Source organism: Actinoplanes sp. SE50/110 (genome assembly GCF_900119315.1).
In the GTDB taxonomy this organism is placed as follows: Bacteria; Actinomycetota; Actinomycetes; order Mycobacteriales; family Micromonosporaceae; genus Actinoplanes.
On record NZ_LT827010.1, the window covers coordinates 6,050,157 to 6,066,507 of the forward strand.

9 protein-coding genes are annotated in these 16,351 nt (G+C 73.1%); 4 read left to right on the forward strand and 5 right to left on the reverse strand.

The annotated features are described in order from the left end of the window. Positions 1 to 292: 292 nt before the first annotated feature. Entirely contained in the window at positions 293 to 472 is a 180-nt protein-coding gene (locus ACSP50_RS27095) for a hypothetical protein (RefSeq protein WP_014692495.1), read from the reverse strand. A 497-nt stretch (positions 473 to 969) separates the two neighbouring features. Between ACSP50_RS27095 and ACSP50_RS42325 the strand changes: the two genes are divergently transcribed. Then, positions 970 to 1,407 carry a hypothetical protein gene (locus ACSP50_RS42325; RefSeq protein ID WP_155123635.1) on the forward strand — a complete coding sequence of 146 codons (438 nt, stop codon included), beginning with the start codon at positions 970 to 972 and terminating at the stop codon, positions 1,405 to 1,407. Between the two features lie 340 nt (positions 1,408 to 1,747). Here the strand turns inward: ACSP50_RS42325 and ACSP50_RS27100 are convergent, their stop codons facing one another. The 3 genes from ACSP50_RS27100 to ACSP50_RS27110 all read right to left on the reverse strand — a co-directional run bounded on the left by ACSP50_RS27100 (position 1,748) and on the right by ACSP50_RS27110 (position 11,316). After that, positions 1,748 to 4,501: a transglycosylase domain-containing protein gene (locus ACSP50_RS27100; protein WP_014692496.1), complete on the reverse strand. Its 2,754-nt coding sequence runs from the start codon at positions 4,499 to 4,501 to the stop codon at positions 1,748 to 1,750. A gap of 121 nt (positions 4,502 to 4,622) precedes the next feature. Continuing rightward, positions 4,623 to 9,461 (reverse strand): DUF4011 domain-containing protein, encoded by a 4,839-nt coding sequence (locus tag ACSP50_RS27105; RefSeq protein WP_014692497.1) that lies wholly within the window; start codon positions 9,459 to 9,461, stop codon positions 4,623 to 4,625. A gap of 49 nt (positions 9,462 to 9,510) precedes the next feature. Beyond that, a complete protein-coding gene (locus tag ACSP50_RS27110) occupies positions 9,511 to 11,316 on the reverse strand; it encodes a polysaccharide biosynthesis protein (RefSeq protein WP_197688093.1) in 1,806 nt (601 codons plus the stop codon). Between the two features lie 53 nt (positions 11,317 to 11,369). Between ACSP50_RS27110 and ACSP50_RS27115 the strand changes: the two genes are divergently transcribed. Genes ACSP50_RS27115 through ACSP50_RS27125 form a run of 3 tightly spaced genes read left to right on the forward strand, consistent with a single transcriptional unit; the run spans position 11,370 to position 15,153 of the window. After that, a complete protein-coding gene (locus tag ACSP50_RS27115; RefSeq protein WP_014692499.1) occupies positions 11,370 to 12,725 on the forward strand; it encodes a polysaccharide biosynthesis tyrosine autokinase in 1,356 nt (451 codons plus the stop codon). Next, entirely contained in the window at positions 12,722 to 13,978 is a 1,257-nt protein-coding gene (locus tag ACSP50_RS27120; protein ID WP_080128022.1) for a lipopolysaccharide biosynthesis protein, read from the forward strand. Before ACSP50_RS27115 ends, ACSP50_RS27120 begins: the two co-directional genes overlap by 4 nt. After that, positions 13,975 to 15,153 (forward strand): O-antigen ligase, encoded by a 1,179-nt coding sequence (locus ACSP50_RS27125; protein ID WP_080128023.1) that lies wholly within the window; start codon positions 13,975 to 13,977, stop codon positions 15,151 to 15,153. The genes ACSP50_RS27120 and ACSP50_RS27125 overlap by 4 nt, the downstream gene beginning before the upstream one ends. Here ACSP50_RS27125 and ACSP50_RS27130 read toward each other — a convergent pair. After that, on the reverse strand, positions 15,087 to 16,349 hold the full coding sequence (locus ACSP50_RS27130) for a glycosyltransferase family 4 protein (protein ID WP_052311953.1): 1,263 nt from the start codon (positions 16,347 to 16,349) through the stop codon (positions 15,087 to 15,089). The genes ACSP50_RS27125 and ACSP50_RS27130 overlap by 67 nt on opposite strands. Positions 16,350 to 16,351: the final 2 nt, after the last annotated feature.

Sequence of the window (16,351 nt, forward strand, 5' to 3'; positions counted from 1 at the left end):
AGAGCTCCTGCCGCCACCAGCCACCAACACACGCCGACACCAGACCACCTACCGGCACCACAAACCAGCCACCAGCCACCAGCACACGCCAGCACCAGAGCTCCTGCCGCCACCAGCCACCAGCACACGCCAGCACCAGAGCTCCTGCCGCCACCGGCCACCAGCACACGCCGACACCAGACCACCTACCGGCACCACCTACCGGCACCACAAACCAGCTACCAGCAGGAGCACCAGGCATCGGCACAGACACCGCTCCTGGCTTGCCACCACCAGCATTGGCCGAGCAGCGTCAGGCGACGATGTGCGTCCGCACCGACTCCAGGACCGGGGCGAGGTCAGCGGCGTCGATCACCGCGTCGAGCCGGAACAGAGGTCGCGCGAGCCGCGGGACTCCGCTGGCCCAGATGGTGCGCTCGGCCGCGATCGGCAGCTGTGCCGCAGACCGCCGGTCGAAACCGGATGCGGCCATGTAGTCACCGTACCGATGCGTCCCAACCGGGAGCCCGAAGCCAGGAGTGGCGGACCGCTGTCGGCAGGCTTCCCGCTGCAGCCGAATCCCGGCAACAGATGTGACCGTATTTAAAATATTACCAAGACATCACCTGCTCTCGATGTTCGAGTTTCTGGCACGTCCCTGAGGAAAGAGCGGCTCGCAGCGTGGACTGAAACTTCAGATTGTGGGCGCCGGAGACAAAACATTCCCGCGTGCACCACATTAGCTCTCGGACCACCTTCCCGCACGGCTCCGAAGGAATAATTTTTGGCACTTGACGGGGCTTACACTTTTTCCCTGGAGGGCGGGATAATTTGGGGGTGGGGCAGTTGTCTTTGTTCAGTCGGCCAGAGGTCGCGCGGATGCGGGATCGCACTGCTGCGCGGAATTACTCCGAGGAGAAAGAGGAATTCCGGCGAGAGCATGCTCGGCATCGCGCATGGGGTCTGCGACAAAGGCATACGCGGAAGCTGGTGCGGAACGGGTGGAGTGCCGCTGACGCGTGGGCGGCGGTCACCGCCGGCGATGAACGACGGCGGCAGCGAACTGCCGACCGACCGCAGCCAGTCGATGCGGTTCCGACGCCTGCCTCCTCCCTCAAGCCCACCGCTGCGGCGGTCGAGGACGACCTCACGCCCAACCCGACAGCCGCCACCACCCCGACCGCCGAAGACGACCTCACGCCCAACCCGACAGCCGAGGACGACCTCGCGACCGAAGACGACCTCACGCCCAACCCGACAGCCGAGGACGACCTCGCGACCGACCCGACGGTCCTCACCTGCTCGACGGTCGCGGAGGAGGTGGCGGCTGGCGCGCCGATTTCTGCTGGCGCGCCGCCTGCGGTTGATGGGGCACACGGTGGGCTTTTAATTGTTTTGGGGGCTGGGGTGTGGTGGTGGTCAAGGTGACACTCGGGCGGGTGGGATTACTCCGGGGGCGTCGTGGTCACCGGGCTGTGGCCGGGGTGGAAAAATATGGGTATTGCGCTGGAATTGACCTGTCGCAGTTTCAGTTTTATTGAGATGTGGAGTGCCGTGGAGTCGAGGTGCCGCGGCTTTATCTTGGATCGGGGCCATTCTTTGGAGGGTGGGCTTTTTTGGGGCTGGCTGTGCCGTCTTTCGGAGGGTGTGTTGCGGGGATTTGGGGGCTGCGTCAGGACGGCTGCGCGTTTCTTTGGGGGTATCAGCCATCACGAAAGCGGGGTGTGAAAGAGCTGCCGGCGGGGATGAATGTTCTGGGGTGTCGTGGTCACCAGCCTAGGTAGCTGCGGGTCAGGGCGGCGATGTGTTCGACCACGCTGATTCCGTCGGGCTGGTTGCTGTGGCCGTGGGAGAGGATGGACAGGGCCACGTCGGTTTTGGCGCCGGTGATCCGGCCGGTGCTGTTGATGATCCAGCGGTGGGATTCGGTGGTGCGGGACAGCCAGCCGTTTTTCAGCGCGACCTGTTCGCCGTCGAAGGAGGCGGCGCTGATTCCCCAGTTCTGGTCGGCGTTGACGTTCGCCATCAGGGTGAGGATCTGCTGCTTCGAGGTGCTGTCCAGGGGGCCGCCGGAGTCGCTGAGGGCGGTGATCATCCGGGTCTGGTCGAGGGCTGTGGTGCGGCTCAGGCCGAAGCTGGGGTTCGGTGTGGTGGAGTTCAGCCCGAGCCGGGTGAGGGCGGCGCTCAGGCCGGTCGGGCCGCCGATCGCGTCGTACACCTGCTTGGCGGTGTCGTTGTCGCTCGCTTTGATCATTTTTTCGGCGCGGCGGCGTTCCGCGGCCCGGAGTTGCCGGTGGGCGTCCTGGGCGGACAGCAGAAGGGCGGCGAGCAGTTCCACTTTCACCACGCTGGCCGTCTCGTACGCACGGTCGCCGTGGTAGTCGAAGTGCCGCCCGGTCCTGCGGTCGACGAGGGACACCGCGAAGTCGGGGGCGGTCGCGGCGTACCGGTCCAGCGCCGCGGTGAGCCGGGCGGTGCGTTCGCTCCAGTCGCCGACGGCCAGCGAGCGGTCGACCTGGTCGCCGCGCCGCGGCCCGGCGAAGACCCGGCCGGGGATCATCGACACCTTGGTCTCGATCGTCTGCAGGTCGGCCTTCTCGACGTGCCCGACCTCGGCCGCGGGGGGCAGGGACATCCGCTGGCCGCCGCGCAGCGCTCCGGCCAGGAAGGTCTTGAAGATGGTGTACGGCATGCCGTCCCCGTTGATGGCCGCGCCCTTGCGGGTGCGGATCGGCCCCGGCTTGTCGCGTCCCACCCAGACCACCGCGGCGAGTCCGCTGGCCCACCCGGCGGTCCACGCGTCGGACGAGTCGGACGTGTTGCCGTACTGCTGGGAGCCGGTTTTCGCGGCGGCCGCCACCCCGGGCACCGCGCCGTCGTGCTGGACCACCCGGGTGAGCACCGCGCCGACGTCGGCGGCCACCTCGGCGCCCAGCACCCGGCGGCCGGTGGTGTCCGCGCGGTGCAGGACCGTGCCCTGGGCGGTGACGACCCGGGTGACGAAGTGCCGGTCGGCGCGGATGCCGCCGCCGGCCAGGGTGGCGTAGACGCCGGCCAGGTCGGCGGGGGCGACCGGATAGCGCCCGATCGCGATGTCGGCGCGGGTGCGGCCGGGGGTGAGTTCGCCGTTGAGATCGACCAGGGTGGTCTGGTCGCCGTAGGAGGCGGGCACGCCGAGCCGCAGCGCCAGGTCACGCACCCGGCCCGGGCCGATCTGCTCGGCCAGGGCGTAGAACGGCGTGTTCAGCGAGTAGACCATCGCGGTGTCCAGCGGGCAGACCGGGCACTGCAGGTTGTCCAGGTTGTAGAGGGGCGCCCCGCCGCGGTCGGAGAACAGCCGCGGCGACGTCCCGTTGTAGTACGACCGGTAGCTGATGTCGCGTTCCTCGGCGGCGGCCAGCACCAGCGGTTTGAAGGTCGACGCCGGCGGGCGGGCGGCCAACGCGTCGTCGTAGTAGCCGCGCCCCCGGTCGCCGCCGTAGTAGGCGCGCACCCCGCCGTCGTGCGGATCGATCGCGACCAGCGCGGTGCGCAGCTCGGCCGGCTGCCCGGCCAGCGCGGCGCCGATGCTCGCGGTCGCCGCCCGCTGCGCCTGCGGGTCGATGGTCGTGATGACCCGCAGTCCGCCGGTGCGGATCTGCTGCCGGCTGACCCCCGCGGCGACGAGTTCGTCCTCGACCCGGTCGGCGATCAGCCCGACCGGGCCGCCGACCGCGCTGGCGGTCACCGATTCGGGGGCGACCGCGGGGTACGGCGTCCGGTCGGCCGCCCCGGGCGGCAGCCAGCCGGCGTCGCTCATCGCGCGGACGATCCATTTCCACCGGTTCAGCGTCCAGTGCGGGTCGACGGCCGGGTCGCCACGGGTCGGGTCCTTGACCATGGCGGCCAGCACGGCACCCTGGTACGCGGTGAGCCGGTCCACCGACGAGCCGAAGAAGGCCTGGGCGGCGGCCTCCACCCCGTACGCCCCGCGGCCGAAGTAGATGGTGTTCAGGTAGCGCTCGAGGATCTGGTCCTTGGTGAACCGGTGTTCCAGCTTGAGGGCGAGCGCCGCCTCCTTGGCCTTGCGGCTGACCGTGCGCTCCTGGGTCAGGTACGCGTTGCGGGCGAACTGCTGGGTGATGGTGGACGCGCCCTGCCCGCTGTCCTTCGCCACGTTGGACCACAGCGCGCGCAACAGGCCGCGCACCGAGACGCCGTGGTGGTCGTAGAAGCCGCGGTCCTCGGCGGCCAGGAACGCCTGACGCACGCCGACCGGCACCCGGTCGAGCGGGACGTCGGTGCGGTCGGCCAGCCCGATCCGGGCCAGCACGGTCTGCCCGTCGCGGTAGTAGAGCACCGAGGCCTGCGGCGGGGCCGGGTCGGCCGGCAGGTCGACGCTCCACACATATCCGGCGGCGGCCAGCACCAGCACCACGTTGACCGCGACCAGCGCGGCGACGGTGCGGCGCAGCCACCGTGGACGCCGGCGCACCCAGCCGAGCACCGCGCGCAGCCGCTCCCGCGCTGACGTCGATGGCATGCGGCACCCCCGGAAAGCTCAGCCCTCGTCCTGTGGTTCAAGACGAAGGCCGAGCCCGTCACGGAGCACCGCAGTGCGGTGGATCTCAAAAATGCCGAAGAAGCAACATCGAGCGGTACGTCTACGTCCGCGCGCGTTGTACCCGGTCGCGCCGTGGCACTCCGGCACGGGTGGCCGGCGCCCGCCCGGCGGGTGGTTCGACCGCCCCGGTGCGCCCGGCCCAGGCGGCCCGGGCCGCGTCCAGCGCCGCCCGCAGCCGGGCCTGCTCGCCGTCGCGGTCGCGGTACCAGGACAGCGCCCACGCCCGGTGCAGCCGCCAGCCGAGACTGAGCAGCACCTGGTCGGTGAGCCGGTCGCGGTCCCGGGCGGCCGGGCAGTCCCGGTATCCGGGGCCGTCGCAGCGCACGCCGAGCAGGTAGTGCCCGGACGGGTCGTCGGGGTGCCGGATCGCGATGTCGACCCGGCCGCCCGCGGTGCCCAGCGCGGCCCGGGCCGGATAGCCCCAGCCGCGGACCGTCTCCAGGATCGATTCGACGAAGTCGCCGGTCGGGTCGTTGTGGTCGAGGCTGGTGTCGCCGGCACCGCGCTCCACGTAGTCGAGATAGGCGGCCAGCTGCCGGACGCCCTCGTTCTCCGACTCGGGCACGTCGCGGGACAGGATCGAGGTGACGATCTCCACCCGGTGCCGGGCCCGGGTGATCGCCACGTTGAGCCGGCGCCAGCCGTTGGGCCGGTTCAACGCGCCGAAGTTCGCGCTGATCCGGCCGGCCTCGTCGTAGCCGTAGCCGATCGAGAAGATCATCACGTCGCGTTCGTCGCCCTGCACCGACTCCAGGCTCTTGATGAAGAAGCCGTGCAGCCGGTCGTCGGTGACCATCCGTTCCAGCGCCGGCTGCCCGGCCGCCAGCTTCTCCAGGGCCCGTTCGATCGCCTCGGCCTGCGCCACCGAGAAGGTCACCACGCCCACCGAGAGTTCCGGCCGGGTGGCGAAGTGGTGCACGATCCGTTCGGCGACCCGTTCCGCCTCGACCGGGTTGTCCCGGCCGGTGCTGCGCCGGTACACCCCGGCGACCGGGAAGAGGGCGACGCCGGTGTCCGGGCCGCCACTGCCCGGGGCCGGGAAGGTGCTCAGCCGGCCCTGGTAGAAGGCGTCGTTGGCGAACGCCACCAGCGCCTGGTGCCGGCTGCGGTAATGCCAGGTCAGACCCATCCCGGGGAAGGCTCCGCAGGCCTTGGCCAGCTCCAGCACGGACTGGTAGTCGAGCACCTCGGTGTCCGGCACCTCGGTGGCCGCCCGATCGAAGAACGAGGTGGGCGGCAGCTGGCGGTCGTCGCCCGCGGTGATCAGGGACGTGCCGCGGTAGATGCAGTTGATCGCGTCGGCCGGGGTGATCTGCGAGGCCTCGTCGAAGATGACCGCGTCGAAGCCGATGTCCGGGGGCAGCGACTGGCTCACCGTGAGCGGGGACGCGAGGACACACGGGCGCAGCGCCAGGACCGCTTCGCGGGCACGGCCCAGCAGGTCACGTACCGGCAATTGCCGATCGGCCTTCATCGCCTCGCGCCGCAACAGGCCCGCGGCCGCGCTCTCGGGCGGCGGCCGGCGGTCCTCGACCGCCGCGACGATCTCGCGGGCCGCGACCACCGCGAGCCGCTCGTCGGCCTGCCGGAATTCGGCGACCAGCCGGTCCCGGTCGTCGGAGCGCCACGGCCGCAGCCGATGGTCGGCCCGGACCACCGCGTCGGCCCAGCCGTGCAGCAGCGCCCGGTCCAGCACCGCGGGCACGTCCGTGCCGTCCAGGCGCCGGTCGGCGCAGAATTCGACGGCCGCGTCCAGGCCGTGGAAGGTGAGCACGTCACGGGCGTCCAGGCAGGCGAACCACTCCTCCTGGCCGCTGCTGTCGTTGCGGATGTCGCGCAGGAAGGCGGCGGCCCGCTGATAGTCGGCGAACCGGTCGCGCAGGTCGGCCTGCCGGGAGGGGCCGAAGCCGGCGAGCACCGCCCGGCTCGCCTGCTCCCATTCGGCGGCCCGCTCGGCCAGCCCGACGATCGGCCGCAGGTCGCGCAGCGCGACGAGCTGCGCCTCGGAGAGCGGACCGCCGGCGAAGTCCCGGGCCTGCGCCGCCCATGCCACGGTTGCGGCGAGGGCACCCGGATCGACCTCGGCGAGCCCGTCGGCCGGCCCGCCGAGGGCCGCCGCCGCCCGGGCCGCCGCGTCCCGGAGCGACCCCAGTCGCACCGTCTCGGCGTAGTCGAGGGTGTGCCCGGTCGCCGCGTCGTACGCCCGGACCGTCTCGGCGACCGCGTGCAGCGCCGTCACGTGCCCGGTCAGCCAGGCGATCGCGTCGTCGATCGGCCCGGACACCAGCTCCGGGCGGGCCGCCGGGTAGGGCGCCGGCCGCAGCGTCGCCTGCCACCGCAGCAGTGCGTCACGGGCCTCGGTGACCACCTGGATCGGCTCCGGGTCGGGCGCCGGCGCGCAGATGTAGGTGAGCACCGATCCGATGCCGGCCGGTGGTGCGGCGGCGAGGGCCGCGGCGGCCACCGCGATCGCCTCGTCGAGGGCCACGAAGTCGGTGCCGCGGCCCTGCCAGTACCGGCCGAGGGCGGTGGCGTACGCGTGCTCGGCCGCCGCCAGCTCCTGCCGGGCCCGTTTCCAGGCGACCGCGGTGCCGATCCGGTCGACGGCGTCGCCGAGGTGCGCCGTGGGCAGCACGAAACCGGCCACCTGGCGGCGGTCGCGGCGGTACGCCGCGCGCAGCCGCCCGAATCCCCGGTGCACCGTGGCGAACCGCTCGGCCAGCTCCTCGACCGGCTGCGCGAGGATCGCCTCGGAGAAGTACGGCCGGGCCTGGATCTCGGTGGCGACCAACACCTCCAGGGCCCGGCGCAGCGCACCCGCCCCGGTCTGCACGCCGGCCAGCGCGCCCGGGGTGAACCAGAACCGCTCCGGTTTGTGCGGCCGGGCGCCGAGTTCGGCGACCGCCGCCACCCGGGCGATGTCGCGGATCGTGCCGGCCTGCGGCAGCCCCAGCTTGGCGGTCACCCGGTTGACCGCGCGGCGGTGCCGGTCCACCTGGTCGGCGGCCCTGGCGAAGTCGCGGGCGAGTTCGTCGGCGTCGGCCGCGGTCAGCGTGTCCAGGCCGACCGGGCCGGGAAACGCCTCCAACGACGGGGGCATCGGCAGGTCGGCGGCGGACGGCAGCGCGGTCCACGGCACGCCGGCCCGCTGCTGGACCGCCGTGGCGGCCTCGGCCGCGGCGGCCATCTCGTCGCCGCGCCTCTCCGCGGCCCGCCGGACCGGCGCCAGGTCGTCGGCGGTCAGCCAGGACTCGGCGACCCGCTCGGGGCGCCGGCCGGCGTGCTCGGCGAGCCGGGCCAGGGTGGCCGCGTCCGCCGGGGCACGCAGCCCGAACGCCTGCGCCGCGGCGTCCGCGATCCGGGCCGAGCGGGCCAGCGCGGCCAGGGCGGTCTCGGCGCGGCTGAGCGCCGAGTCGAGCGGTTCGCGGGTGGTCACGTCGCGCCAGAGCAGCGCGTCCCCGCCGGCCATCGCCCGCCAGGAGCGGGACAGCTGTTCGGTCGCCTCGCGGATGCGGCGCACCACGTCCGGGGTGAGCGCGCCCGGGTCGACGGCCGGCACCGGGGCGGCGGGCACGTCGGCGAGCCCGGCGCAGCGGCCGATGATCTCGTACAGGCTGGCGCCGAGCGGCCGGCGGGTCTCGTTCATCGCGGCCGCGTAGGCGGTCAGCGCCTCCCGGCGTTCGCGCAGCGCGGCCCGGTCGAGCACGGGGGCGTCCGCGGGCGGCTCCGGCGTCTCGTCGACCGCCGCGGCCAGCAGCGTGGCCACCTCGCGCCGGCCGGCCTGCTGGCCGTGCAGTTCCAGGATGTAGCGGTCCAGCCCGGCCGCGGCGAGCCGGTTGCGGACCACGTCGAGCGCGGCCACCTTCTCGGAGACGAACAGCACCCGTTTCCCGGCGTGCAGCAGCGCGCCGATCATGTTGGCCACGGTCTGCGACTTGCCGGTGCCGGGCGGGCCGTCCATCACGAAGCTGTGCCCGGCCAGGGCGGCGGCCACGCAGGCACGCTGGGACGAGTCGGCGTCCAGGACCAGCGGCATGCCCTCGGGCGGGGCGAGCCGGTCCACCTCCTCGGGCCGGATCGGGGTGAACTTGAAGGCTTCGGTCTGCCGCCGCGGGTCGGTGGTGGCCAGCGCCCGGACCACCGGGTGGGCCAGGATCCGCTCCTCGTTGTCGCGCAGGTCGCGGTAGATCGCATCCTTGTGGAAGGTGAGGCAGGTGAGGATGACGGTCCGCTCGATGTGCCAGCCGTGCCGCCGGGCCACCGTGCCGGTGAACTCGTCCCAGAACCGGGACACGTTGAGTTCGGCGGCCGGTTCCAGGTCGGGGACGGCGATCCCGGCCCGTCGCAGCCGCAGCGCGAGCGCCGGGTTGACCACCGGCTCCTCGTCGCGCAGCCGCAGCTCGGGCTGCTCGGCCAGGTCGCCGGTGACCAGGTCGGCCGGGAGCAGCAGCAGCGGGCTGGTGTAGCTGGTGGTCTCGCTGTCCGGGTCCTCGTCGTCGGCGGCCAGCCGCCAGTGCAGCATGCCGAGCGCCAGGTGCAGCACGAACACGCCGCGGTCCAGGTATTCCTGCCGGGCACGGCGCTGCAGCCGGCGCAGCAGCGGGCCGAGCGAGCGTTCGGTCAGCTCGGTGCGGAAGGTGCCGTCGCCGGGCGCGGCGCCGCCGGAACCGGTCAGCACCGCCCCGGTGCCCCGGCTGAGCGTGGTGACCACCTGATGCGGGTCGGGCGAGGTGATCTCCAGCAGGTCGGCGTTGCCGGCCGCGAAGTTGATCAGCCGGTTGTGGTCACCGAGGTCGATCAGGCTCTCCCGCCAGGCCCGCAGCGCCGCGTGCACGCCGGCGCGCGCGGGCCGCGGCCCGCTCTGCGAAGAGGAGTCCATGCCCCGATTGCACCAGTGCGAATAGCTTTCGCGCTGGAAAACCCGATTCTTACCGAACAACCGTTGCCGGCGCGGGTGCGGCGCAGATCTCCGCCAGGCGGGCGATCAGCACGCCGGAGTCGGACGGCTCGGCGAGCGCCGCCAGCCGCACCGGGTCCAGCGGCGGCACCTGCACGTGCGAGATCAGCGGATGGTCCGGCCGGCTGTCCACCTCGCCGGCCCCGAACAGCGTCTCGGAGATCTTCTCGCCGGGCCGCAGCCCGATGTACTCGATCGCCACCGGCGCCGGCGCGAACTGCGCCATCTGGGCGGCCACCTCGGCGATCCGCACCGGCTCGCCCATCTCCAGGACCAGCGCCTCGCCGTCCTGCCCGATCGCGGCGGCCTGGATCACCAGGTGCACCGCCTCCTGAATGGTCATGAAGTACCGGGTCACCTCGGGGTGCGTCACGGTGAGCGGGCCACCGCCCGCGATCTGCGCGTTGAACTTGGTGAACACCGAGCCGCGGCTGCCCAGCACGTTGCCGAACCGGACGCTGAGGAAGGTGCCGGTGCGACGCCGCGCGGTCCACGCGGTGAGCCGCTCGGTGATCCGCTTGGAGTAACCGAGCACGCTGGTCGGGTCGGCCGCCTTGTCGGTGGAGATGTTCACGAACCGCTCCACCGACGTCGCCGCGTCCAGCACGTTCAGGGTGCCCAGCACGTTCGTCTTGATCGCCTCGGCGGGATAGCGCTGCAGCAGCGCCAGGTGTTTGAGCGCGGCCGCGTGGAAGACCACCTGCGGACGCCGGGTGCGGAACACCTCGCGGACCCGGTCGGCGTCACGCAGGTCGGCGAGGATCACCGACGGGTCGTCGAGCAGCGCCACCGGGTCGATCGAGAGCTGCACCGCGAGCAGCGACGTCTCGTCGCGGTCCAGCATCATCAGCTCGGCCGGCCGGAACCGGTGGATCTGCCGGCACAGCTCGGAGCCGATCGAGCCGCCGGCACCGGTGACCAGGACCCGCTTGCCGGTCAGGTAGCCGCCGATCCCGGACAGGTCGGTGTCGATCTGATGCCGGCCCAGCAGGTCGGCGACCTGCACCTCGCGGATGTCGCCGACCTCGACCGGCTGGTCCATCATCTCGCTGACCGACGGCACCACCTGGAACGCGGCGCCGGCCGCCAGGGTCCGGTCGCGGATGTCGCGGACCAGGGCGGCGTCGGCGTTGGCGACCGCGAAGATGAGCAGGCCGGCGCCGGTGTCGGCGAGCGCCCGCGGGATGTCGTCGCGGGTGCCCAGCACCGGCACGCCGAGGATCCGCAGCCGGCGCTTGTCCCGGTCGTCGTCGATCAGCCCGGTCGGCAGGTAGCGGCCGTGCCGGTCGTGCAGCATCGAGGCGACCAGCATCGCCCCGGCGGTGCCGGCCCCGAACAGCAGAACCGGTGCGGCGGTCTGCGCGTCCGGGCGCCGTTGCCGGGACCACCGCAGCCGGCGCAGGTCGCGGATGCCGAGCATCAGGGTCAGCGCGGCGGCGCCGCCGAGGGCGGGCAGCCCGGGCGAGACCGGATGCCAGACGAACACCACGATCACGGTGAGCACCACGGTGACCGCCGCGGTGGTGAACACCACGGACCGGATCTCGTCGAACTCGGCGAACCGGTACCGCCCCCGGTACAGGTGCCGGGTGTGCCCGATGACCGCCTGCAGCAGGACCGCGAGGCCGACCGCGGCCAGGCCCCCGGCAAGGTGGCGCCGGGTGGGCAGGAAGTCGTGCCGGGCCAGGACCGCGGCCAACAGGCCGACGGCCCAGGCGGTGGCGTCGACGAGTAGGGGGAACACGCGCCGGTACGCCCAGAACCGTGCGCCCATCATGGCCGGAGCGTAACAGCGGAAAAATCCTGAAAAAGTACTTTAGGGTGACGGGGGTGGGCCTGCGCGAATACCTCCGTGTCGCCCGGCGCAACTGGTGGTTGCTGCTGACCTCGGTCGTCCTCGCGCTCGGCGTCGCCCTGATCGTCAACCTCAACACCACCCCGGTGTACGCGGCGCGGGTCACGTTCTTCTTCTCCACCCCGATCGCCGGCGCCTCCGACCTCTACCCGGCCAGCATGTTCAACGCCAGCCGGCTGTCCACCTACGCCAAACTGCTGACCAGCGACGAGGTGGCCACCCCGCTGGCCGGCAGCCCGGGCATCGACCTCAGCCTCAAGGACGTCCGGGACGCGATCAGCGCGAAGACCGTGGCGGACACGGTGATGATGGAGGTCAGCGTCGAGGACCGGGACCGCAACCGGGCGATGCTGCTGCTCACCCGGCTCACCCGGCGGTTCGACACCGCGGTCGAGGACCTGGAGCGTCCCAAGGCCGGTGAGCCGTCCACCGTCAAGGTCACCGTGGTCTCCGGCCCGGCCCTGGACGACGGCCCGGTCTCGCCGGACTGGGCGAACAACTTCGCGCTGGCCGCGGTCGCCGGAATGGTCACCGGCGCGATCGGCGCGGTGGGCCGGGAGGCGGCCGACCACACCGTGCGCACCGCCGACGCGCTGCAGGTGCTGGCCTCCGCCCCGGTGCTGGCCCGGGTGCCGCTGGACCGGGGTCACCCGTTCGTCTCGCCGAGCGCCTCGGCCCGCACCGAGGCGCTGCGCGAGGTCCGCACCCAGGTGCAGTGCGCGGCGGCGGCCGGCTCGGTCAAGACGCTCGCGGTCACCAGCGCGGTGCCCGGGGAGGGCCGGTCCGCCACCGCCTGCGGGCTGGCCCTGCTGTTCGCCGAGGCCGGACAGCGCGTCCTGGTGGTCGACGCCGAGCTGCGGCACCCCCGGCTGGCCGCGCTGCTCGGCCGGGAGGACTCGGCCGGGCTGAGCACGGTCCTGGACGGGACCGCGGCGCTGGAGCAGGTGCTGCAGCCGTGGGGCGCCGGGTTGTGGCTGCTGGCCAGCGGGCGGACCCCGCCGAACCCGAGTGAGCTGCTCAGCTCGCCGAGGATGACGGAGCTGGTCGACGCCGTACGCAAGAAATTCGATGTGGTGATCTTCGATTGCCCGCCACTGCTGCCGGTGACCGACGCGGCCGTGGTCGCCGCCCGCGCGGACGGCACGCTGCTGGTGGTGCGCGCCCGTCGGACCACGTCGGCCCAGGTCACCGCGGCGGTCCGGGCGCTGCACGCGGTCAACGCGACGCTGCTGGGCTGCGTGCTGAACATGGTGGCCCGCAAGGGGCCGGACGCGGTGCCCCGCTACGACTCCTACCTCGGTGGGCCCGGCCCCCGGGCCGCGGCCGCATGACCGAAGGGCCGGGTCTGCGGCCGGTGCTGCGTGACTACGTCACCAGCCTGGCCGTCCAGTGGTTCGTGCTGGGCACCGGTCTGGCGCTGTTCCACCTGGTGGCCCGGCGGGGCAGCGTCGGCGGGTTCGCCTTCTACCAGATCGCCCGGAGCGTGGCGAGCACCCTGCAGCCGCCGCTGATGTTCGGGCTCGCGCTGGGGCTGCAGCGCTACCTGCCGCACACCGCGGCGACCACACGCCGGCTGGTCCGGCAGGCGCTGCTCGCCGAGACCGTCCTGGTCACCGTCGCCGGACTGATCGCGGTGGCGGCCGGTCCGGGGATCGCCGGGCTGCTGGGACTGCCCGGCGGCCGGTCCGCGGTGGTCGCGATCGCGGTCCTGCTCGGTGGCAACTGCCTGTGCACCATCGCGTTCGCCGCGCTGCGCGGCACCCGTCAGGTGACCGGTGCGAACCTCGTGTACGGCCTGGGCCTCGGCCTGATCCCGCTGATCGCCTTCGTCAGCACCGCACGGATCGAGGACTTCCTGCTGGTCCAGGGCGTCGGCGCGGGGCTGGCCGCCGCCGGTGGCATGCTGGCCGTCCGCGGCAGGTTCCCGCCGGTCACCGGGCCGGAGCCGACCCTGCGCACGCTGCTCTCCTACGGCGCCCGCCGCACGCCCGGCGAGCTGGCGCTGCCCGCGTTCTACACGGTGCCCGCGCTGGCGGTCGCGGTGGCGATGCCCGGGCGCCCCGAGGCCGGTTATGCCGGGTTCACCACCTCGGCCGTCGCCCTGGTCTGCGCCCAGTTCGCCATGCTCACCCCGGTCCTGATGCCCCGCCTGAGCCGGCACTTCACCGACCGGGGCCAGGACGATGCGGCCGTACGACGACTGCTGCGTGCCCTGCCCACCGCCGCCGGGGTGCTCGCGGCGATACCGGTGGCGGTGATCGTGCTGGCGGCCCCGGTCCTCATCCACCGGTTCCTCGGCGCCGAGTTCACCGCGGCGGTCCCGGTGCTGCGGCTCGGTGTGCCGGCCGCGGTTCCGCTGGCGATGTTCTACGCCGCCCGGCCCACCCTGGAGACGACACTGGCGCCCCGGCTGCTGAGCCGGCTCCTGCTCGGCTGTCTCGCCCTGCAGGTCGTGGTCACCACGGCCGGGATGGCCGTGCTGGCCCCGCCGCACGCCGCGGTGCTCGGCCTGGCCGCGGCGGCGACGGCGCTCGGGCTGGACGCGGCGCGACGCTCGGCGCACGCCGTCCGGGTGGCCCGGTGACGACCGCGCCGGGCACCGCGCGACCCGGGCTGGTCGTGCTGATCGCCTTCGTGGTGGCGCTGGCCGGCCGGTTCACCCTGTCGCGGGCCGGCCTGGACATTCCGGTGGCCAACGACGTCCGCGTACCGCTGTTCCTGATCCTGCTCCTGAGTCTGGTCCTGGAGGCCAACTACGCCGGGCCGCATCCGGCCCAGGGTGGCCAGGCGCTGCTCGGCATCCTGGCGTTGGTCGCCTACCAGGGCGTCTCGGTGCTGTGGACGCCGCCCGGGGCGATCACCGGGCCGGTCGTCGGCGACCTGGTCGCGCTGACCGGGCTGGTGATCGTCTACTACATCCTGGCCGCCTGGGACGGCGATCGGGTGACCGCCACGACGCTGACCCTCTTCCACGTCGCCGCCTGGGTCTACTTCCTGGCCGCGGCGGCCGGGCTGGGCCGGGAGGCGAACGGGCGGTGGGCGGCGCTCGGCGGCGGGCCCAACGTCTTCGTCCGCCTGATGATCCTCGGCGTGATCACCTCGCTGTTCCTGTACCTGCGGCACGGCGAACGGATGATCTGGCTGGTGCCGATTCCGATGTTCCTGTTCGGCGCGGTCGCGTCCGGCTCCCGCGGCGGCCTGGTCGCGCTCGGCTTCACCGCCGTGCTCGCGCTGGTCGCGATCCGGCCGCGGATCGACTTCGACCGGGCCGGCAAGCCGCTCGCCCTGCTCGGCGTGGTCGGCGCGCTCGTGGTGATCGCCGGCGGCCCGGCCATCGCCGGGTTCGTGCAGCAGCGGTTCGTGCAGACCACCGTCGGGCAGGGCTACCTGTCCGACCGCGACGTGCTGTTCCGGATGGCCTTCCAGCTGTTCCTGCGCCACCCGCTGCTGGGCACCGGGCTCAACGGCTTCCCCAGCCTCAGCGGGCTGGGCCTCGACCTGTACACGCACAACCTGCTGCTGTCGATCCTGGCCGAGGGCGGCGTGGTGGGCATGACCCTGCTGATCGTGGCCTGGGTGGCGCTGTGGCAGGCGTACCGCGCGGTGCCGGTGGCCGAACGCGGCCTGGCGGCACGGACCGCGGCCTACTGCGGCATCTTCATCGGGGCCACCTGCCTGTTCTCCGGCGACTACTACGACGCCCGGCTGATGTGGATCCTGCTGGTACTCGCCGCGGTCCGGCCGGCGCCGAGACCGTAGCGGGCTTCGATCAGCACCCGCTCGAAGTCGCGGAACAGCACGTTGCGGTCGAACCGGTCCCGGGCCAGCGCACTCGCCGCCCGGCGCGCCGCCGCGCCCGCCGCCGGGTCCCGCAGGAAGCCGGCCAGCACGGTGGCCGCACCCTCCGGGTCGTCCGGCGGCAGGGCCAGACCGGCCCCGGTGCGGGTGAGCAGGCCGGTGATCCAGCCGCCGTGGTTCACCGCGACCGGACGGCCCGCGGCCAGCGCGTCGAGCAGCTTGTTCGACGAGTCGCTGCCCAGCTCCGGACGGTTCAGGGTGAGGCCGGTGGCCAGGTCACAGGCGGCGAACCAGGCGACCACCTCGGTCTTGGCGACCGGCGGCAGCAGGAACAGGGTGCGCTCCAGCACCCCCAGCTCGGCGGCCAGCCGGCGGATCGACTCCCGCATCCGGCCGTCGCCGAGGATCACCACCCGCACCTCCGGGTCGAGCACGGCCAGCCGGGCGGCCGCCCGGACCAGGTAGTCCACGCCGTTGACCACGCCGAGGGCGCCGGCGTACAGCACCATCGGGCGGTCGCCGAGCCACGGCAGGCTCCGGCGCAGCGCCGCACCGGCCCGCCGGGCGGCCGGGCCGCTGAACAGCGCCCGGTCGGAGCCGTTCGGCACCACGGTGACCGGCACCCGCGGGAACCGGCGCTGGATGCTGTCCGCCATGTCGTCGGAGAGCGCGATGACGTGCGCCGACCGGCGGTAGGCCCAGGCTTCCAACCGGCCGGCGGCCCAGCGGGCGGCCGGCGACCGCAGCGCCCCGACCGCGATCGGCGCCCGCGGCCACAGATCCCGGACCTCGAACACCATCGGCACCCGGCGGCGCATCGCGGCGACCACGCCCGGAATCGCCACCGTCAACGGCGTGCTCGTCGCGAAGACCAGCTCGTGGTCGAGCCGGGCGGCCACCAGCGTGGCCCGGCCGACGAAGGAGAGGAAGGCGAGGATCCGGCGGCGGTACGACATCGCGTTGTCGTACGGCACCGGCAGCCAGTGCACGACGATCCCGGCCTCGGTGGTGACCCGGGCCGGTCCGCCGGACGCGTCGGCGGTGACCATGTGCACCTGGTGTCCGTGTTCGACCAACCGCCGGGCGAACTCGTACGACCGGGTCCCGCCGGCCATCCCGGGCGTCTTGAAGTACTGGTGCACATAGGTGATCCGCACCC